The sequence below is a fragment of the Aquimarina sp. KJ22-3 genome (assembly GCF_055808215.1).
Genome location: NZ_CM147859.1, coordinates 4,833,163 through 4,852,899, shown reverse-complemented (window position 1 = coordinate 4,852,899; position 19,737 = coordinate 4,833,163). Strand labels below are relative to the sequence as shown.

Annotated in this window: 13 protein-coding genes and 1 tRNA gene; 5 read left to right on the top strand and 9 right to left on the bottom strand. The window is 37.5% G+C overall.

What is annotated here, in order from left to right:
- Nucleotides 1-48: 48 nt before the first annotated feature.
- A complete protein-coding gene (locus AC0L3Q_RS22215) occupies nt 49-4,446 on the top strand; it encodes a CBM96 family carbohydrate-binding protein (protein ID WP_473283022.1) in 4,398 nt (1,465 codons plus the stop codon).
- Nucleotides 4,447-4,514: 68 nt separating this feature from the next.
- On the opposite strand, the gene AC0L3Q_RS22210 is transcribed toward AC0L3Q_RS22215, so the two are convergent.
- From AC0L3Q_RS22210 to AC0L3Q_RS22200, 3 genes are read right to left on the bottom strand one after another with little or no spacing between them, the layout of a single operon-like run.
- Nucleotides 4,515-5,714, bottom strand: coding sequence for a tetratricopeptide repeat protein (locus tag AC0L3Q_RS22210; protein ID WP_473283020.1), 1,200 nt, complete (start codon nt 5,712-5,714; stop codon nt 4,515-4,517).
- A 16-nt stretch (nt 5,715-5,730) separates the two neighbouring features.
- On the bottom strand, nt 5,731-7,791 hold the full coding sequence (locus tag AC0L3Q_RS22205) for a M56 family metallopeptidase (RefSeq protein WP_473283018.1): 2,061 nt from the start codon (nt 7,789-7,791) through the stop codon (nt 5,731-5,733).
- Nucleotides 7,792-7,795: 4 nt separating this feature from the next.
- On the bottom strand, nt 7,796-8,155 hold the full coding sequence (locus AC0L3Q_RS22200) for a BlaI/MecI/CopY family transcriptional regulator (RefSeq protein ID WP_473283016.1): 360 nt from the start codon (nt 8,153-8,155) through the stop codon (nt 7,796-7,798).
- A gap of 213 nt (nt 8,156-8,368) precedes the next feature.
- Here AC0L3Q_RS22200 and AC0L3Q_RS22195 point away from each other — a divergent pair, with 213 nt between their 5' ends.
- Complete coding sequence (locus AC0L3Q_RS22195) at nt 8,369-8,884, top strand: DUF456 domain-containing protein (RefSeq protein WP_473283014.1); 516 nt, start codon at nt 8,369-8,371, stop codon at nt 8,882-8,884.
- Between the two features lie 142 nt (nt 8,885-9,026).
- Here the strand turns inward: AC0L3Q_RS22195 and AC0L3Q_RS22190 are convergent.
- The 3 genes from AC0L3Q_RS22190 to trxA all read right to left on the bottom strand — a co-directional run bounded on the left by AC0L3Q_RS22190 (nt 9,027) and on the right by trxA (nt 10,514).
- Nucleotides 9,027-9,100: transfer RNA gene (locus tag AC0L3Q_RS22190), tRNA-Asp, on the bottom strand.
- Nucleotides 9,101-9,186: 86 nt separating this feature from the next.
- Nucleotides 9,187-10,116: a DUF58 domain-containing protein gene (locus AC0L3Q_RS22185; RefSeq protein ID WP_473283012.1), complete on the bottom strand. Its 930-nt coding sequence runs from the start codon at nt 10,114-10,116 to the stop codon at nt 9,187-9,189.
- An 80-nt stretch (nt 10,117-10,196) separates the two neighbouring features.
- On the bottom strand, nt 10,197-10,514 hold the full coding sequence (gene trxA / locus AC0L3Q_RS22180; protein WP_073321186.1) for a thioredoxin: 318 nt from the start codon (nt 10,512-10,514) through the stop codon (nt 10,197-10,199).
- 258 nt (nt 10,515-10,772) lie between these two features.
- Here trxA and AC0L3Q_RS22175 point away from each other — a divergent pair, with 258 nt between their 5' ends.
- Nucleotides 10,773-11,135 carry a hypothetical protein gene (locus AC0L3Q_RS22175; RefSeq protein ID WP_473283011.1) on the top strand — a complete coding sequence of 121 codons (363 nt, stop codon included), beginning with the start codon at nt 10,773-10,775 and terminating at the stop codon, nt 11,133-11,135.
- On the opposite strand, the gene dnaE is transcribed toward AC0L3Q_RS22175, so the two are convergent.
- The 3 genes from dnaE to AC0L3Q_RS22160 all read right to left on the bottom strand — a co-directional run bounded on the left by dnaE (nt 11,132) and on the right by AC0L3Q_RS22160 (nt 18,330).
- The gene (gene dnaE, locus AC0L3Q_RS22170; RefSeq protein ID WP_473283009.1) at nt 11,132-15,517 is read right to left on the bottom strand and encodes a DNA polymerase III subunit alpha; all 4,386 of its coding nucleotides are present in this window, start codon (nt 15,515-15,517) and stop codon (nt 11,132-11,134) included. The genes AC0L3Q_RS22175 and dnaE overlap by 4 nt on opposite strands.
- A 196-nt stretch (nt 15,518-15,713) precedes the next feature.
- A complete protein-coding gene (locus AC0L3Q_RS22165; protein ID WP_073321195.1) occupies nt 15,714-17,018 on the bottom strand; it encodes a hypothetical protein in 1,305 nt (434 codons plus the stop codon).
- Between the two features lie 472 nt (nt 17,019-17,490).
- Nucleotides 17,491-18,330: a DUF6252 domain-containing protein gene (locus AC0L3Q_RS22160; RefSeq protein ID WP_473283007.1), complete on the bottom strand. Its 840-nt coding sequence runs from the start codon at nt 18,328-18,330 to the stop codon at nt 17,491-17,493.
- Between the two features lie 341 nt (nt 18,331-18,671).
- Here AC0L3Q_RS22160 and AC0L3Q_RS22155 point away from each other — a divergent pair, with 341 nt between their 5' ends.
- Both AC0L3Q_RS22155 and rimM read left to right on the top strand, forming a co-directional pair.
- Complete coding sequence (locus AC0L3Q_RS22155) at nt 18,672-19,190, top strand: 30S ribosomal protein S16 (protein ID WP_473283005.1); 519 nt, start codon at nt 18,672-18,674, stop codon at nt 19,188-19,190.
- A gap of 14 nt (nt 19,191-19,204) precedes the next feature.
- Nucleotides 19,205-19,732, top strand: a complete 528-nt coding sequence (rimM, locus tag AC0L3Q_RS22150) for a ribosome maturation factor RimM (RefSeq protein ID WP_073321202.1) — start codon at nt 19,205-19,207, stop codon at nt 19,730-19,732.
- The last annotated feature ends 5 nt before the right edge of the window (nt 19,733-19,737 follow it).

Genomic DNA, 19,737 nt, shown 5'->3' with positions numbered 1-19,737 from the left:
ATTAATTACAAACAAATAATAATACGTTTAACTAGAATCAATTTAATTATGAAACTTACTAAACTTAATTGCTTAATTGCATTTTTCGTTTTGGGGTTATTGGCGCAAGCCCAAACCCCAGAAGGAGAATTAAAAAGGTGGCACAAAGTTACCTTAACATTTAATGGGCCAAACACCTCAGAAACGGCCAACCCTAGTCCATTTTCAGATTATAATCTGGAAGTAACCTTTACACATCAGGCGAGTAATCGTAGTTACAAAGTTCCTGGTTATTTTGCTGCTTGTGGGAATGCAGCAAATAATGGCTGTGCTTCGGGAAATAAATGGAGAGTACATTTTGCGCCAGATCAAACAGGGGCCTGGAACTGGTCGGTGTCTTTTAAACAGGGATCCAACGTTGCTATCAACGGCGGAGGTTCTGGAGCAGGCTTTATGAACGGTGCTACTGGATCTTTCAACGTGGCAGAATCTGACAAGTCTGGAAGAGATTTCAGAAGTAAAGAACTTGGAAGACTTAAATATGTAGGACAACACTATTTAAAGCACGTAGGAACTAATCCAGCAAATCCAAACGGGCCTTGGTTTGTAAAGGCAGGAGCGGATTCTCCAGAAAATGCATTGAACTATGTGGATTTTGATGCTACACCAAGTTTTAATAACAATTTGAATAAGATAGGAAGCAAAACCTGGCAGCCTCACCAAAGGGATTATGTAGCAGCAGATGCAAGCGCATATACCTGGGGTAATGGTAAAGGTACCGAAATGTTAGGGGTGATCAATTACCTTTCTGGCGAAGGAGCCAATGTGATGTCTTTCTTAACCTGGAACACCGATGGTGATGGAGGAGCAGTTTTTCCTCATGTGCTAAAAGTGTCTGAGCAGGAATATGGAAATACCTCCAGAGGTCAACAGTGGAACAAAGTACATCACGATCGTTTTGATGTTTCAAAAACGGATCAGTGGGAAAAAATCATGGAATATGCAGATAAAAAGGGAGTTTACCTGCATTTTAAAACCATGGAGACCGAGAACGACAATAAAATGGATGGAAATAACTTTGGAAGAGAACGAAAGTTATACTACAGAGAACTTATTGCACGTTTTGCGCACCACTTGGCATTGAACTGGAATTTGACTGAGGAGACTACATTGACAGATAATGTGGCCAAAGCTACGGCAGCATATATCAAAAATGTAGATCCATATGATCACAATATCGTGATACATACTTATCCAAACCAGCAAGATCAGCGTTACAATCCATTATTAGGAAACAATTCTGAACTAACCGGAGCATCGATACAAACCGGAAAGAACAATGTACATAACGATGTAAAAAGATGGTTAGAGAAATCAAGAAATGCAGGTAAAAAGTGGGTGGTAGCCAATGATGAACAAGGTCCTGCTTCTACAGGAGTTAGAATATCTGACAAAGAAGTAAGACATAGAGTGCTTTGGGGAACCCTTATGGCCGGAGGAACCGGAGTAGAATACTATAGCGGATATACCAACGACGATGGTGATATCAATGGTAATGATCATAGAAAAAGAGGAAAGAAATACAAAGAAGGTGGTTATGCTTTAAAATTCTTTAATGATCATTTGCAAAGCACCATGGTAGATATGGTTAGTGCAGATGGTGTTACCTCGGACAACAATGATTATGTATTGGCCAAGGCAGGAAATGTATACGCCGTATATCGTCCAAATGGAGGATCTACTGGACTAAGTCTACCTGCAGGGAACAATAAATATGATGTACAATGGTACAATCCAAGAGCTGGTGGAAACCTTACTGCCAAAACAACCTTAGGTGGTAATTTGGTAGCTCCAGATAATAATGACTGGGTGGCTTTAATCACTAGCAAAGATGGAAACGGAAACGGCGGAGGATGTGATAATACCAAAGTAGCTATTGCTTCGGAAGACGCTTATCTACAAGGAACCACTCGTTTCAACAATGGAGATCTTCGTGTAGAGAGTGGAAACAGAGTTTCATATCTTAAATTTACCGTGCCTTCGGCTACAGAAACGGTTACTGCAGTGAAGTTAGAATTAGCAGTGTCTTCAGATAGTGGAAGTGGATTAATTGAAGTATTTAAAGGAACTTCAAACAACTGGACAGAGGCCAATCTTTCTAACAGCAATAAGCCGGGAGAAGGAGCTAAATTAGGATCATTGAATACCAGCTATGGAGTGAGTCAATCTTATCAATGGACACTATCAGGAGTAACTCCCGGAGAAACCATTTCTCTTATTGTAAAACAAACTGGAGGGAATGATGTTTCTTTTTCATCAAAAGAAGGGAGTGTTGCTCCAAAGTTAATCCTTGAGCTTGAGTGTAACGATGGCGGTGGAGACGGCGGAGATGGCTCTGGCGGTGATTGTGTGGCTTTGGAAGAAAATGGAATAGTAGCTGTAGAAGCAGAGCATTTTGTAGACCAGACCAAAACTGCCAATAGAGAATGGTATGCTTTTGATGCCAGTACTACAGGAACACCAACACCAGACCCAGATCCAAATCATGCTAGCGGAGCTAGTGAGGGTGGATACTTAGAGATTTTACCAGATACCAGAGTTACACATTCGGATCCTTTGGAAAATGGAGTAAGCTTCTCAAACACACCTGGACAAGTAGCGATTATTAACTACAAGGTAAAATTTACAAACCCAGGAAAATACTTTGTATGGGTGCGAGCACATTCTACCGGATCTGAGGATAATGGAGTACACGTTGGTATCGATGGAACCTGGCCAGCTTCTGGACAAAGAATGCAATGGTGTTCTGGTAAAAACCAGTGGACTTGGGAGAGCAAGCAACGTACCAGTGCAAATCACTGTGGAGAGCCAGAAAAGATCTTCATTAATGTGCCTACAGCAGGGGTGCACACCATATCTTTTTCGATGAGAGAAGACGGATTTGAAATGGATAAGTTTGTACTTTCGAAAGTCTATACCAAACCTACAGGAACTGGACCAGCTGAGGTGTTAGTAGATTGTGGTGGAAATAACACTGCTCCACAGGTTAATCTTTCTTCTCCGGCAAATGGAGGTACATATCAAACCGGAGCTACTATACCATTAACCGCAGAGGCTTCAGATAGTGATGGTACCATTGCAAAAGTAGAATTTTTCGTAAACGGGAACTTGGTAGCAACAGAGAACCAGGCTCCATACGATACAACTACAACAATTGCTGCACCAGGGAACTATACAGTAACAGCAAAAGCTACCGATAATCAAGGAGCTACTGCTACTTCTGGAGCTGTAAATATTACTGTAGAGGATAATACGCCTCCACCACCACCGCCAGCAATCAATATACCTGGTAATTTTGAAGCAGAAAGCTTTGCAGCCAAGTCAGGAAGTGTACGTATTGAGAATACTCCTGGTACATCGGGCCAAAACCTAGGGTTTATTAACGATGGAGATTATACAGAGTATGCAGTTACTGCAGCTTCTGCAGGAGAATACACCTTTGATTTCTACGGATCGAGTGCAGGTGTAGGAGGAACAATTGATATCGTTGAAGGTAACAGTGTTATCGGAAGCGTTGCGATTCCTGTAAACGGACAGTGGCATAATTACCAAAAGTATTCGGTAAACGTTTCGTTATCTGCAGGAGACAAGACCTTAAAATTAGCTTATCGAGGTGGTGCAGGTTATTTGTTTAATGTAGATAAGGTTGAGGCTTCAAAAATAGAGCCGGTAGAACAAACGACTACACTATCGCCAGTTCATGACGCGTATCTTCAAGGGGCAAGCAATTACAACGAGGTTATCGTTAGAATTGAGCAAAACAGCAGAACAGGATACCTCATGTTCGATCTGTCTTCTATTAGCGGAACCGTAATCGATGCAAAATTGAAGTTTACAGTAGTTTCAGATCCAGGAAACGGTAACCTTACCATCCATAAAGGAGCTTCTGATACGTGGACCGAAACTAATTTATCTAATGCCAATAAACCTGCTACAGGAGCATTGTTGGGTAGTTTGAACACTACTTTTGGATTAGGGAATGAGAAAATCATAGATCTGGATCCTGCAGCAATAACCGGAGATCAAATTTCTTTGGTATTAAACATGACCTCAGGGAATGATTTTGCGTTTGGTTCAAAAGAGAATAAGAACATCGCGCAACCAGAATTGATCCTTACCTATTCTTCTTCGCCTAATGTAGCGCAGAGAGGAATTGAAGCAAATAATAGCAATATAAAAACCTATCCTAACCCAATGACCAATATGATTCAGGTTTCGGGAGCAGCAGAAGGCGCTAGAGTTAAAATATTTAATTCTATCGGAATTCTGCAGAAGGAAATGGTGATCAAAGATGGTTACAATACCATTGATGTTAGTGATCTACCTTCGGGGTATTATATTTTGAATGTTTTGGAGCAACATAAATCCAATACGGTTATTTCAACTCAAAAAATAATCAAGCAATAATTCAAAACATCATGTTATAAAAAAGGGTCGCTGTTTTAAGCGACCCTTTTCTTTTTGTAAAACAAGAATTACTTTTTTGCCCCAAGACTATCTGTAGCTATTTCCTGCTCCAACTGACGTATTCTTTTTTGCACTCTTTCCTGGATAAAACGTTTAAAGGCCACCTTAGTGGGTTTATCTGTGGGATCCTCTTTTTCCCCAAACTTATCTAAGTATTTGTTGTAGTAGGAAAGCTTGATTTCAGGATCTTTGTAATAGGCATCTGCAAAAGCGGCTAGTTCATACTGCGCATTAATATTACCAGGGTTTTCTTTTATTGCTTTTTTCATGTAAGCTATGGCATCTTCCCATTTTTCTTGAAATCTGTAGGTCATTGCCAGTTTATAATATTCCCCATCCAGATTATAATCAAGTAACTCTATAGCGGAGAGATAGTATTTTTCTGCATCCTTATAGTTTTTTAGTTTACTGCTTACTTCAGCAAGCGTATTGTACAACCTTGGATTTTCATCATCATAATTAAGCAATAATTTATAATACTGTAGAGCCTCTTTATATTCATACTCTTTGTAAAATGATGTTGCCAGGTAGCGATAAACGAACTCATTGACATAATTAAGCTCAACCAGTTGTATGAAGTAGGGAATAGCTTTATCAAATCTTTCCATTTTATAATAGTTCTGCCCCAGGATGCTTATCAATTCTACATTGTTTTTGTAGTAAGACAATCCTGTTTGGGCATATTTTACTACACTATCAAATTCTCTGCGTACCAAAAAGTGCTTGGCTACTTTATAGCAACTTTTTTGGTGCGATTGGTCAAGATCAAATGCCTTTTTGTAATGATAGATCGCTGCACTATCCTTTAGCGTTTCTTTGGTAAGCCCCAATTGATATTGAAAATCTGGATTTTCCGGATGTTTGGCCACCAATCCTTCAAAAATGCCGTTCGCTTTTTGAAAATTTTTGGTGGTCATCAACAATTTACCATATTCCATTTTTGCAATTAATGCTTTTGGATTAGTTTCGATAGCTTGTTGGTAAAATACCAGGGCATCATCATGAGTGCCTTTCGCCTTATGTGATCGAGCCATTTGAGCCAATATATGATCATTTTTGGGCGTAATCTCTGTATAGGTTTTTATCGCTGCAGAGTAGTCTCCAATGGTGTAGAGACTATCTGCAACCTTTACAGAGGGTTGAGCGGTATGTTTTGCAATTCCAGCAAAAAGAACAAAAAGGAAAAGCGATACAATTTTGTTATCCATGGGTTACAGCATCTATTTATTCGGTAATTACTTTTAAGATATAAATGTCTCCAAAATATTGATCATTAAAATTACTACCTAATGCTTTTTTCGCGTCGACAAAATTGTCATAGCGTTCCAGATATACATAAATATATTTGTCTTTAGGGTTATTAAATGCTTGGGCGGGTAGACCAATTTTTCTAAGATTACTTAATCCTTTCTCAGCATAAGATGTACTCTTAAAAATATTAGTAACCAAATAATATCCCGGTTTAACATTATGATCTTTATAATCGCCTAAGTTCTCTGTTAGGATTTGCTTATCAGACATGCTAGCAAGACTAGTTGCTCTGGCTGTCTGTTTTTCTTTTTGTTGTTCAACTCCCTCTTTTTTTATCTTGACAACAATAGGTAAAGAGTATAGCACACCTACTTTTTCTCCGTTCTGCTCGCCAGGAATCATTTGTGGAATTTTGGTGATTGCTCTTTTGGCTTCCGCTTCTGCTACTGGTAACGGACCACGGGCTTTAATATCTACAATGTTTCCAGTGGTGTCTATTTTAAATCGTACGTATATTCTTTGAACACCTACTAATCCTTTTTTTGCCAAAACTTCAGTTTTGAAGTTGGTAGCCACAATTTTTTGAATCTTCTGTGATACGCATTTTTTGATCTCACCATTATCTGAAAATTCTTGACAGGATTCGAAAGAAGGGACTTTATCTAGTACTGCGAATGGAATACCTTTTTTTACGGTATCTTGTACTTTGGCCATTAAATTTTGTTCTGGTGATTGAGGATCTTTCAAATATACATCCATAGAGTACGACGGGACGTTACGACCTGTGGAGGTCACTATAGTGGTGAAATCCAAAATTTGATGACTTAATTCTTTGGCTTTTGGCTTTTCAAAATAACTAACGCACTCATTATCAACTGTCTTTTCAGCATAACCATCCCCATAAGATAGCAGCAACTGGTAGACTCCTTCAGGAATGTTTTGTGTGCGATACGTTTGGTTTCGAGTAAGATGAACGGTTCGTATCTTCTTTGAAGTCTCTTGTGATATTATATCGATAATCACTTCTTCATTGTCTCCAGAAGTTAGTTTTAAGTAGTTATCCAGCTCTTTGTCGTACTCTGAATTCTTATTCGGGCATTCAGGTTCGTTGGTAGATAATAATCCAACGTAGTTCGGATTATCTGTGTTTTCGATAGTATTAGAGTCACTACCTTCCGCTATGCAAGAGGTATACGTTAATATTCCAACAATAGAAGGAACTAGTAAAAGGTACTTAAATTTCATTACAGATTTGGATTTAGGTTTTTGTAGCATGAGGATTCTTTTTTTAATTAATGAATGATTAAAAAACTGATTCACAAATGAGATTTCCTGTGTTTGGAAAACCGAATTAAGCAATTGATCTATGTAACTTCTTTTATTAATCATTTTGGTAACGGCTTCATCAGCAATGTATTCGTGTAATACGGTCATTCTGGATTGATAGATATAGACCAAAGGATTCCACCAAAAGAAAGTTTTCAAAATCTCAAACCAAATTTGATCCAAAGAATGTTTCTGTTCTACGTGTACCAGTTCATGAATCAAAATTTGTTTCTTTTCATTATCGTGCAATTGATCTCCTATATATATAGTGTTCCAAAATGAAAATGCTTGATTACTATTAGGAAGTGTAATTACTTTTTTATTGTTAATATTCGAGATGAAAGAAAAACTAGTAAGAACCTTAAGCTTATATAATTTGAAAGCAAGTATGAGCAGGCTGATACCAAAACCAATAAAGTAAGTAAGTGCCCACCAGTTTATCGGATTTTCTTCAGGCCCTGTGGTACCCAAAATGACTAAGCTATCAGAAGATAAGGTAATTACTTCTTCTACTTGAGTAACCACTACCTGAGAGGGTTGGTTGCGAAATATTTCTAATTTGATAAAAGGCAATACTAAAGAAAGCACGGGAGTGAAGAGTAGGTAAAACCGATTCCAGTTGAAAAATGTATCTTCTTTATGAAAAAGGTCATAAATGAGAAGGAAAAGGGTTTGAAAAGCTAAGATTTGTAAAATATAGTGAAGCATGGTTTCATTTTTTATTGTCAAATTCATTCAAAATCTTCTCTAGATCCTTGATATCCATATCATTCTTTTTTACAAAAAAGGAAACCATATTTTTAAAAGACCCATTGAAATAGTTGTTCATTAGTTTTTTGAGTGATTGATCGCTATAATCCTCTTTCATCACCAAAGGGAAGTAGATGTATCCTTTACCTTTTTTTCGATGAGATACAAAGGACTTGTTTTCGAGAATTCTAACAATAGTAGAAATCGTATTATATGCTGGTTTGGGTTCCGGCATTTGTTCTATAATGGTGGCTACATTGGCTTCTTCCAGTTGCCACAATAGTTGCATTACTTCTTCTTCTGCTTTTGTGAGTTGTTTCATGTGTTTTAATATTGTTTTAGAAATCACATGGAAATCGCCGCTGATCATTCTTGCTGAGAATTAGTTTAATGATCAGGCTCATTTCATAAAAATCTAAAAATTGTTGAGAACGTTTGGAACAAATATAACTAAATTTTTAGTTTAAACTAATTTTTTAGTTAAAAAAATGTAACAAACTGATGCAGTTATCGTCAAATAGGTAAAAAGACAGATATGGATATTGCCTTATTAATAATTGGCTTTCTTCTTTGTTTATTGGGGCTAATCGGTAGCTTTCTACCGGTATTGCCGGGTCCGTTTACTTCGTGGGTTGGGTTGCTTACGCTTAGTTTCTCGGATGCTATTCCACAAAACTGGACATTTTTGGGCATTACCCTTGGGGTAGCTATTTTGGTATGGATACTGGATTATATTGTACCTGCTTTGGGGACCAAGAAGTTTGGGGGTACCAAATACGGGATGATTGGCAGTTCTTTGGGGCTTATCGTTGGGATTCTGTTCTTAGGACCTTTTGGAATCATTATAGGGCCTTTTGCGGGAGCTTTTTTAGGTGAGTTTATAAGAGATAGTTCTGAAATCTCAAAAGCACTAAAAGCAGCGTTTGGGTCATTTATCGGCTTTTTGACTGGTACGTTTATCAAATTTATAGTAGCCGTTGCCTTTTTGGTACTATTTATCCAACAAGTTTGGGATCATTGGTCTAATTTTTCTAGAAAAAGAATAGCGTAGCATTAAAAAAAGCCTCTCCAAGTTTAAATGGAAAAGCTTCTCATTGGTTTACTACTAAACCACTCACGACAAGCGTGAGACAACACAACATTTTTAATTGCTAAAAAAAGCTTCAATAAGGATTGAAGCTTTTACAATTTTGCGGTCTGGACGGGACTCGAACCCGCGACCCCCTGCGTGACAGGCAGGTATTCTAACCAACTGAACTACCAGACCAGTGCCTTATTGCGGATGCAAATATACACCTCATTTTATTACCCGCAAATGTTTTTTTAGTTTTTTTTTGCTTTCATAAAAATAGATTAAGCAAATTTCTGTCTTTCAACCAAGTATGTGGTAAGTATTTTATTGAAATCTTTTGTAGTATCTGCCAAAACATATTTAATGTCGTATTGAGCACATTTCATTTTGAGATCATAAAAATAAGAGGATACTGCGTCTTTATAATTCTCTTTGATATTATCTGCATAGAGATTGATAAATTCTCCGGTTTCTACATCGACAAATCGAGTAGGCTTATTGTTAAAGTCAAAATTAATTTCTTTCTCGCTGTCGATAGTATGAAATAGAATGACCTCGTGTTTATTGTATTTCAAATGTCTTAGCGCTTCAAATAGCTTTTCTGGGCTAGAAGAGGCTTGAAGCATATCCGTAAACAAAAAAATCATAGACCTTCGGTGAATCTTTTCGGCAATTTGATGTAAAAATCGAAAAGTGTCTGTGTTTTTCTCAACGGGTGGATCAGTGATGGTCTGGTTTAGCCGATTTAAGAGCATTTGATGATGTCTTTCACTCCCTTTCTCTGGGGCATAATAATCATATTCATCACTATAAATACTCAATCCGATAGCGTCCCGTTGTTTTTTCAGGATATTCATCAGGCAAGCAGTAGCCAAAACCGAGAAACTGATTTTGTTTAAGGAATTTATGTTGTGCTCATTGATTTTAGGATAATGCATAGAAGAGGAGTTGTCCAAAATGATGTGGCATCGCAAGTTGGTTTCTTCTTCGTAGCGTTTGGTGAAAAGCTTATCCGTTTTGGCAAAAAGTTTCCAATCGATATGTTTGGTGCTCTCTCCGTTGTTGTACACTTTGTGTTCTGCAAATTCTGCAGAAAATCCGTGAAACGGGCTTTTGTGCATACCAGAAATAAAACCTTCTACTACCTGTTTTGCGAGTAGTTCTAGATTGGTAAAACCTCCGGTTTTGTTAATTTCTTTCTGGATATCCATTGGAAGCATGTTGATTTTTGTGAAAATAAAAAAGGTTTGACAATTCGTCAAACCTTTTGCTTTTTTTATTAAGTATGCTGTTATAACAATGAATCTAATGCGTCAGCATATACGTTTTTTGGAGATACTCCTACTTGACGTCCAACAACTTCTCCGTTTTGGAAAACTAACACTGTAGGGATGTTTCTAACTCCGTACTTAGCAGCAAATTCCTGATTCGCATCAACATCTACTTTTCCTACTACTGCTTTTCCTTCGTATTCGTCACTAATTTGCTCGATGATAGGACCTACCATTCTACATGGACCACACCACGCTGCCCAAAAATCAACCAATACTGGTTTGTCACTTTTAAGTACTACTTCATCAAAAGTAGCGTCTGTTATTTCTAGTGCCATAGTTATTTATTGTTTTAAAAATTTCTATTTACTTTAAATATTCACAAAATTAGTCAATAATTCTGCCAAAGCTTACAAACGTAATATTTGTTTTGCCTATAGAGGCATTTGTTTTTCTGATACAAAACCAAATTTTTCCTCAATGAGGGAATATACTGTAATTTACAATTAAAAAAAATAATTACCTCAAAATCGTGTTTTGAAATAAGTGATGACGAAAGAAAAAAATAACGGTATCTTTATATCAGATTCACTAACATGCCCAAAGAAATCCAATTACCATATTGCAATCTGGTGTTCAAACAAACCTGTGCGATTTTAGTCATGCACCAGGGATCTGCCATAACCATCGAAACAGCTGCAGAGATTACCGATCTGTTGGCATCATATTACCAGGAAAGAAATTTTATTTTTATTACTCATCGTAAATATCCGCATGATATTGATCTAGATGTGTATAAAGGTAGAATTCTAAAGAATATGATCGGTTTCGCGATAGTTTCCAAGAATCCAGAAGAGGTCAAACGAGCCATGCAGGAACAACCTTTATGGAATGAGGCGTTTACTTTCTTTAATGAGCTGGATGAAGCAGAAAATTGGGCGCTAAGTTTTTTTGATTAATTCAATTTATAATACACCGATTCATTTTCTAAAGCCCGCAACAATTCCTGAGATATATTTACCTTCTGTTTTCGACTTGGCATATGCAATTTTAATTGTTCGGCCATTTCGTAAATCACAAAGTTGAGTGTATGGCTACCAGAATGTTCAGTAAACAACTCTTTTAGTTGATCGATTCTGCCATCTGACAATTCGTTGATATCCAGCTGAATTGTTAGCTTTCTGGCATAACTTTCCATTACATCATGTAATAGCTGAAAGCTATTGAATTGGATTCTCGGATCTCCTTTTTTTCCGGTATCTCGGTTTACCCACCCTTCTTTGATAAATGCTTTGGAGTATACAAATGTGCTCTTTACCAAAAAGGGTCGATGTTTTAAATATTCTTCGCCAAAAATTCTAAATTCGTGTGCAGTGTTATAATCCTCAATGGTAAACGTAGCCCACCCTTTACCGTTTTTTGAAGTACGATGCTCTACATTGGTGATTACTCCACCAAAAGAAAGTTCTCGATTTACGTTGCTTTCTAAATCTGCAAAATTTAACAGTGTGGCATTGCAGAAATATTTCATTTCATATTTAAAATCATCTAGCGGATGCCCAGATAAATAAATCCCTACTACCTCTTTCTCTCTTGCCAATTTCTCCATGGTCCCCCATTCTTCGCAAGGTGGAACAATAGGTTCTGGGATTTGCACTTCACTAGATTCTCCAAATAAACTTACTTGCGAGGAATTTTCACTTTCCTGGTATTTGGATCCATATTTCATTGCTTTTTCGAGAAAGGTGATTCCATCTCCTTCTTCATGAAAATATTGTCCTCTGTGCGTGTCAGAAAATGAATCAAACCCTCCTGCCAGTGCCAAACTTTCAAAAGCTTTTTTGTTGGCAGCTCTAAGGTCAATACGCTTAGCGAGGTCAAAAATAGATCTGTAAGGGCCGTCTTCTTTACGATTTTCGACTATGGTAGCTACTGCACCGGTTCCTACTCCTTTGATCGCTCCCATACCAAAGCGAACCGCTCCGTCTTTGTTTACAGAAAACTTGCGGTAGGATTCATTTACATCTGGTCCTAATACCTCTAATTTCATCCTCTTACACTCTTCCATAAAGAAAGTGACCTGCTTGATGTCGTTCATGTTGTTGGATAATACTGCCGCCATATACTCTGCAGGATAGTGTGCTTTGAGGTATGCTGTCTGGTATGCGATCCATGCATAACAAGTAGAGTGAGATTTGTTGAACGCATATGCAGCAAAAGCTTCCCAGTCTTTCCAGATTTTCTCAAGTCTGTCTTCAGGATGTCCTTTTGCGGCTGCTTGTTGAATGAACTTAGGCTTCATTTTATCAAGTACCGCCTTTTGTTTTTTACCCATCGCTTTACGCAATACATCGGCTTCACCTTTGGTAAAATCTGCTAACTTTTGAGAAAGTAGCATCACCTGCTCCTGATATACTGTGATTCCGTAGGTTTCTTGTAGATACTCTTCGCAGGCTTCAAGGTCATAAATGATTTCTTCGGTACCGTGTTTCCTGTTGATAAAACTAGGAATATATTCAAGTGGTCCCGGACGGTACAGTGCGTTCATAGCAATAAGATCCGCAAATACCGTTGGTTTTAGCTCCTTTAAATATTTTTGCATCCCAGGAGATTCGTATTGGAATATCCCTACCGTTTCACCACGCTGGAAAAGTGCATACGTTTCTTCGTCATCCAAAGGGAAATTCTCTGGGTCCAACTCGACACCATGTTTGGCCTTCACAATTTTTACGGTATCCTTGATCAGTGTCAAGGTTTTAAGACCTAAGAAATCCATTTTTAGTAGCCCTGCACTTTCTACAACCGAGTTGTCGAATTGCGTACAGTACATATCAGAATCCTTGGCCAAAGCCACAGGAACGAATTTGGTAATATCATCGGGAGTAATAATTACCCCACAGGCATGAATTCCTGTATTACGAACGGATCCTTCCAGAACTCGTGCTTGGTTCAAAGTTTCTGCTTCAAGATCACTACCTTCTGCTATGTTAAGTAACTCGTTTACTTTTTCTAATTCGTCACTTCTGAATTTTTTCTTTAATGTAGCTTCGTCAACACCAAAAATTTTACCTAGTTTAGACATGTTTGGAATCAACTTGGCAATACGATCTGCATCTCCTAATGGAAGATCTAGTACCCTGGCAGTATCCCGTATCGAGGATTTGGCGGCCATGGTACCATAGGTAATAATCTGTGCTACCTGATTAGCTCCATATTTCTCGATTACATAATCCATTACTCGTCCTCGTCCTTCGTCATCAAAATCGATATCAATATCGGGCATACTTACACGATCCGGATTCAGGAAACGCTCAAAAAGTAAGTCGTATTTAATCGGATCCAGATTTGTAATCCATAAACAGTAAGCAACCGCCGAACCTGCTGCAGATCCTCGTCCAGGTCCCACAGATACATCCATGTCACGTGCTGCACGAATGAAATCTTCAACAATCAAAAAATACCCAGGGTATCCTGTTTTTTCGATTACTTTGAGTTCAAAATCTAGACGCTCATCAATCTCTGGTGTGATTTCTCCATATCTTTTTTTAGCACCTTCATAGGTGATATGTCTTAAGTATTTATTCTCTCCACGTTTCCCTCCATCCAACTTGTCTTCTTCAAATAAAAATTCATCGGGAATATCAAAAGCAGGTAAAAGTACATCTCTCGCAAGTACGAAAGGTTCGATTTTATCTATAATTTCCTGAATATTAATAATAGCTTCTGGTAAATCTTTGAAGAGGTTTTTCATTTCCTCTTGAGATTTAAAGTAATATTCCTGATTGGGTAACCCATAGCGATATCCTCGACCCCGACCTATAGGAGTTGCTTGTTTTTCGCCATCTTTTACACACAATAAAATATCGTGCGCATTGGCATCTTCTTTCTCGCAATAATAGGTGTTGTTTGTAGCTATGGTTTTTATTTGATGTTTTTTTGCAAACTCTAAAAGGACTTGATTGACACGATTTTCATCCTCTTGATCATGTCGCATAATTTCGATATAGAGATCATCTCCAAACTCTTGGTGCCACCATAGTAGTGCTTCTTCAGCTTGTTTTTCTCCAATGTTTAAGACTTTACTAGGAACTTCTCCATACAAGTTTCCTGTAAGTACGATTACATCTTCTTTATATTGTTTGATAACTTCTTTGTCGATTCTAGGTACGTAGTAAAACCCATCAACAAAGGCAATTGAAGACATTTTGGCCAGATTGTGATATCCTCTTTTGTTTTTGGCGAGCATTACAATTTGATATCCATTATCTTTTCTGGATTTATCCTTGTGGTTTTCGCAAACAAAAAACTCACATCCCACGATAGGTTTCATTTCTACACCATTCGGTTCCTCTCCATTTTCTATTGCTTCTTCGTTAGCAGCTTTTACCGCTTTGTTGTGATTTGAAACCGCTTGTACAAAGTGAAAAGCAGCCATCATATTCGCATGATCGGTCATGGCTACGGCATTCATTTTGTGCTTGGCAGCAGCTTTTACCAAATCCGGGATACTCGTAGTAGATTGTAGTACCGAGAATTGAGTATGATTATGCAGGTGTGCAAAACCAACTTCATCAAGAGCTGCTATATTTTCATTAATTTCTTCTTGAGAAAGCGAGGTGGTACCTTGCGCTGCAATTTCTTCACGAATTTTTTGAGAAGCCTTCTTGAGATTAATATGTTTAAGCCCAATTAATTGTATAGGCTCTGCATTGACTTCTTTAAAGTTGTAAAAATAGTCTGGTTGTACGTCCAGTTCTTCAATTGTAAAGACTTCTTTACGAATCAGTTCCAAAAAACATCTCGTTGTGGCTTCTACATCGGCAGTTGCATTATGCGCTTCGTTAAAACCTACACCAAATAAGTATTCGTGCAATTCGGTAAGTGTAGGGAGCTTAAATTTACCTCCACGACCTCCAGGGATTCTACAAAGCTCCGCCGTAGTTTCGGTACAAGTGTCTAATACCGGTAATTCTTGAAGATTATTGGATACACCAAGTCGATAAAACTCGGCCCCCATGATATTCACATCGAATCCAACATTTTGACCAACGACAAATTTTGTTTTTGAAAGGGCGATATTAAATTTCTCCAGAACTTCTTGTAGCGTTATTCCGTCTTGTTCTGCAAGCTCGGTAGATATACCGTGTATTTTTTCTGCGTCATAAGGGATATTAAACCCTTCGGGTTTTACCAAATAATCCTGATGTTCGATACAATTCCCTAATTCGTCATGTAGTTGCCATGCGATCTGGATACACCTGGGCCAGTTGTCAGTGTCGCTAATAGGTGCGTCCCAGCGTTTCGGTAATCCAGTAGTTTCGGTATCGAAGATTAAATACATAGAAGTTTATTTACAAGAAAGAGTATCCCTAACAATTAACTCTCAAAAATACACAAAATATTAGGTTGTATTTCTGAAAAGTTATCCAGAATTATTAACCGAATAAAAAACAAAGAAAGCTTGGCTAATTTGTAGCCAAGCTTTGAGATATTCCAAGAAATATTTTTTGCTAATTCTATTTCAATGATATCTATTATTAATTATTACGAGGTGATCCTATTTGAGTTCCGATAACACTTGCATCTGGTTGTGTAATAACCGGACAGTTGATTATAGCTCCAGTTGCAGTAAGCAAGTTTGATAATGAGTTATCAAGTGGACTAGGATTTATGTTTCCTCTAAAAGGAATTAAAGTTCCATCCGCCAAAAGATCATTAATTTGCTCAAAACTTTGTAAGATTGGACGATCTTCTGCTGGAATTGTAAATTCTGTAATATGTGCATCCCACATTGGAGCGTATCTCTCATCGCTAGGGTCAATTGGGAATGTGTTTGTAGGATCATTTTGCTGACGATTACTTAGAGAAGCGGTATTTAAACCTTGGAAACCATTTGGGTTATTAGCTTCTGGTAATACTCCATTTGCAGTTGGGCTAAATGGTAGCATAGATCCTCCCGGGAACAATCCAAAAGTTGGTAATTGTGCTAATCTTGGTGCAAAAACTCCTAATTCTATAGTTGCTGGAGCAGGATCTGAAGTGTCTGTTACAATGTGGAAGTAATATGGTCTTCCGTCATGCCATCCGTCTAACAATTGCAATACTACAGAAGCTTGATCTGGAGCAAAATTAGGATTGTTTAAGTCATCTTCTTGCTCTTGCTCGTTACCTGCTGGATTAGGGATTCTATCATGAATTCCAGTACTGTTTGCTACAGGTTGCGCATTAATCACAATACCACTTGGTAATACTACATACGAAGACCATGCTGCATCTGCAATAGCACCAGGGTTAACTTCTGCAGGAGGGAACCCAAATAATAATCCATCTTGTCCTCCGGCAACTAGAGATCGTTTTGGTGAAAAATCAACAGATCCTTCAAACACCAATCTTCCATCGTCTGTAAAAGTCGCATTTTGCTCTCCTCCGGATCCAACGGCAGCAGCCATTCTAGGGGCAAAAATTACTCCCAAGTCTCTGGCCATTTCTCTGTCTGAAGCTTCAGTAATTACGTAATATAGTTCTCTTGGTCCATTTGGTGTAGTTTCCCAACCACGGAACATAGGAAAACGCGCTGTAGGTCCTGCTGGCACAACAGATCGATCTACACGAAAGTCAATACCTAGTACACTTGGTAAAAATACATTCTGTGCATCAGTAAAAGTTAGTGCAGGATTATCTGCATCATAAGGGATACCTCCATCCTCTCTGATACTTTCTAGTAATAAACTTGCTTCAGAGGGATCTGGATTTGGTGGTGGGATTACTGCATCATCATCACTACAAGACGCAGCTAAAAAAGTAACTAATAGGCTTAAGAATACGGTCTTTAAATTTTTCATTTTTCGTTTTTTTTGTGTGTTTATATTTCATGAAAAACAACTGGCCAATCGTTTTTGAGGTTCAAAATCAAAACCATTCGATTTTGATATAAATTGAGACGACCACAAGAATTAGGGCTTACAGCAAAAAAACTTAAATAATAGAAGAAACTTATTGTTAATTTTTTTCAATAAGTAAAAAATATGAGTGTTTATGAGGGGTAAGGGCTCAAAAAGTGGCTTACAATAATGAATGTTAAAGTGATGATTTTATGATTTTATTAAGAGTTAATTAACAGAAATCGGCTCTTTTTTTTGTGCTCTTGAAAGAGTCAAATGTTAGCTAGCTAACTTATTTTACTGGGGTTTCGGAAGGTTTGCGTAGTTGTAAGCGGTAATTTTGGACCTTTTGAATTCGAAATTTGGGAAGCGTAAAAAATAAAAAGCGCTTACGGTCAAGATAAGCGCTTTTCGGGTCAAGTTGAGATTGAGTTTAATAACCAAAATCAAAGAAACCTTCAGTTACTTGTGTACCACTTCTGGTTTCAAATTCGAAACTTCCGCTGATACATTGTGTATCTGTATTATGTTCACTAATGATTAATGTTCCAGACGAAGCAGATGATTTATCTCCTCTCCATGAGTAGGTAGCACTATAATCACCAGACCCAGTTAAAGAATAGGTTCCTGGAGTTGTGTCAGAAGGCATTACAATTACAATTTCACTGTTTTCGTTGGTAGCTCTTATTAATATAGAGGCATCTTTTACACCAAAGATATCTGCAGTATGGTCGTCGGTAATCATCTCATTGCCATCCACCATCGCAGTCAAGGAAGCATTTAATAGACAAGGATTGATTTCTATTTCCGGCTCTTCAATGATAGTTGCATTTTCTATCGGTAATCTGTAGAACCATCCGTGATTGAAGTTTACGATATCACCACTATCATCCTTAAGATTTTTAAAATAGAAGTTACCAGAGATTTCGTTGTTGTAGATTTCAGTAATTACAACTTCTCCTGCAGTCTCTCCATCTACCGGAATAAATTTCTTTTCAAAATTTTTATAACTAACCTTGCTTAAGGTTTGCTGGTCTAATTTATAAGTTCCAATTTTGGTAGAAGAAGTAGTAAAACTTATCGTTCTTTCACCTTCACTACCAGAAATTACTAAAGTACCATCATCATAAATAACGGCCTTCTTTATGGAAGTTCTAAATGTTTCTCCTTCTATTTCTGCCTGTAATGAAGGATCATTAATTACAATGTCTTTAGAACAAGACGTAATTAAAAGGCATAGAAGTACATAAAATAGAGTAGTTATTTTAGTCATAGGCTTGGGGCTTTGCAATTTAGACTACAGTAGGACCATAGTCACGTGTTTACCATACAAACATATAATGAAAATTTGAGTAAAACAATTTTTTGGTCGAAAAAAAGCATATTTTATCGATGAAATACACAATTGTGATGCTTTTTAAAGAAATGTTGTTTTATTTATACGAATTTTCTTGTGGCTTTATAGAGGATTGAATGCTATAGGGTTTTATGAATTTTGAAGAAGGAGATCAGTATAAATCAAATAAATAGCTAAATTGTATATTGTTTGTTTCAAAATACTTACCTTTGCGCCCTCAATTATGAACCGGGTCGTGTACCCAAAAATTAATTTATATGCCTGTTAAAATTAGATTACAGAGACATGGTAAAAAAGGGAAGCCTTTTTACTGGATCGTAGCAGCAGATGCTCGAGCTAAAAGAGATGGTAGATTTCTTGAAAAATTAGGAACTTACAATCCAAACGTAAATCCAGCGAGTATCGATTTAAATATCGATGGAGCTGTACAGTGGTTGCAAAATGGAGCGCAACCAACCGATACTGCTAGAGCAATCTTATCTTACAAAGGAGCGATGCTTAAGAACCATTTACTTGGTGGTGTAAGAAAAGGAGCTTTGACTGAAGAACAAGCTGAGGAAAAATTCCAGGCTTGGGTTGCAGAAAAAGAAGGTAGTATCAATTCTAAAAAAGATGCACTTGCTAAAGCTGATGCTGATGCAAAAGCTAAAATTTTAGAAGCTGAAAAAGAAGTTAATGCTAAGCGTGCGGCCGAGGCTGCTCAAGTTGATGCAGAGGCTAATGCAGAAGAAGCTGCAGCAGAAGTAACCGAAGAAGCTAGCAACGAAGAAGAATAGTTGCTTTATTTATGATGAAGAAAGAAGATTGCTTCTATCTAGGTAAAATCGTAAGTAAATTCAGTTTTAAGGGGGAGGTATTGATTAAATTGGATACCGATGAGCCCGAAAGTTATGTAAAAATGGAATCAGTTTTTGTTAATTATAACAATAACTTGGTTCCATTTTTTATTGAAAAAAGCAAACTGCATAAAAGTGATTTACTACGTGTAAAATTTGAAGATGTAGATTCTGAAGAAGATGCCGATGATCTGATGAAAGCAGAAATATATCTTCCGTTGTCCTTACTTCCAAAACTAGAAGGAAATCAGTTCTACTACCACGAGGTAATTGGCTTTACGATAATAGACACTTCGTTTGGAGAGGTGGGTGTCATCAAAGCGATCAACGATAGTACAGCTCAGGCATTGTTCGAGATAGATCGAAAGGGAACAGAAATTCTGATCCCAATGAACGATGAGTTTATTGATAGCGTAGATCGAGATACTAAGACGGTACATGTAACCACTCCAGAAGGGTTGATCGATTTATACTTGCAATAGAATCC

What these genes read in the sequence shown, in the direction of transcription:
- AC0L3Q_RS22215 (WP_473283022.1), top strand. Translation starts at nt 49, where the DNA reads ATGAAACTTACTAAACTTAATTGCTTAATTGCATTTTTCGTTTTGGGG.
- AC0L3Q_RS22210 (WP_473283020.1), bottom strand. Translation starts at nt 5,714, where the DNA reads ATGGATAACAAAATTGTATCGCTTTTCCTTTTTGTTCTTTTTGCTGGA.
- AC0L3Q_RS22205 (WP_473283018.1), bottom strand. Translation starts at nt 7,791, where the DNA reads ATGCTTCACTATATTTTACAAATCTTAGCTTTTCAAACCCTTTTCCTT.
- AC0L3Q_RS22200 (WP_473283016.1), bottom strand. Translation starts at nt 8,155, where the DNA reads ATGAAACAACTCACAAAAGCAGAAGAAGAAGTAATGCAACTATTGTGG.
- AC0L3Q_RS22195 (WP_473283014.1), top strand. Translation starts at nt 8,369, where the DNA reads ATGGATATTGCCTTATTAATAATTGGCTTTCTTCTTTGTTTATTGGGG.
- AC0L3Q_RS22185 (WP_473283012.1), bottom strand. Translation starts at nt 10,116, where the DNA reads ATGGATATCCAGAAAGAAATTAACAAAACCGGAGGTTTTACCAATCTA.
- trxA (WP_073321186.1), bottom strand. Translation starts at nt 10,514, where the DNA reads ATGGCACTAGAAATAACAGACGCTACTTTTGATGAAGTAGTACTTAAA.
- AC0L3Q_RS22175 (WP_473283011.1), top strand. Translation starts at nt 10,773, where the DNA reads ATGCCCAAAGAAATCCAATTACCATATTGCAATCTGGTGTTCAAACAA.
- dnaE (WP_473283009.1), bottom strand. Translation starts at nt 15,517, where the DNA reads ATGTATTTAATCTTCGATACCGAAACTACTGGATTACCGAAACGCTGG.
- AC0L3Q_RS22165 (WP_073321195.1), bottom strand. Translation starts at nt 17,018, where the DNA reads ATGAAAAATTTAAAGACCGTATTCTTAAGCCTATTAGTTACTTTTTTA.
- AC0L3Q_RS22160 (WP_473283007.1), bottom strand. Translation starts at nt 18,330, where the DNA reads ATGACTAAAATAACTACTCTATTTTATGTACTTCTATGCCTTTTAATT.
- AC0L3Q_RS22155 (WP_473283005.1), top strand. Translation starts at nt 18,672, where the DNA reads ATGCCTGTTAAAATTAGATTACAGAGACATGGTAAAAAAGGGAAGCCT.
- rimM (WP_073321202.1), top strand. Translation starts at nt 19,205, where the DNA reads ATGAAGAAAGAAGATTGCTTCTATCTAGGTAAAATCGTAAGTAAATTC.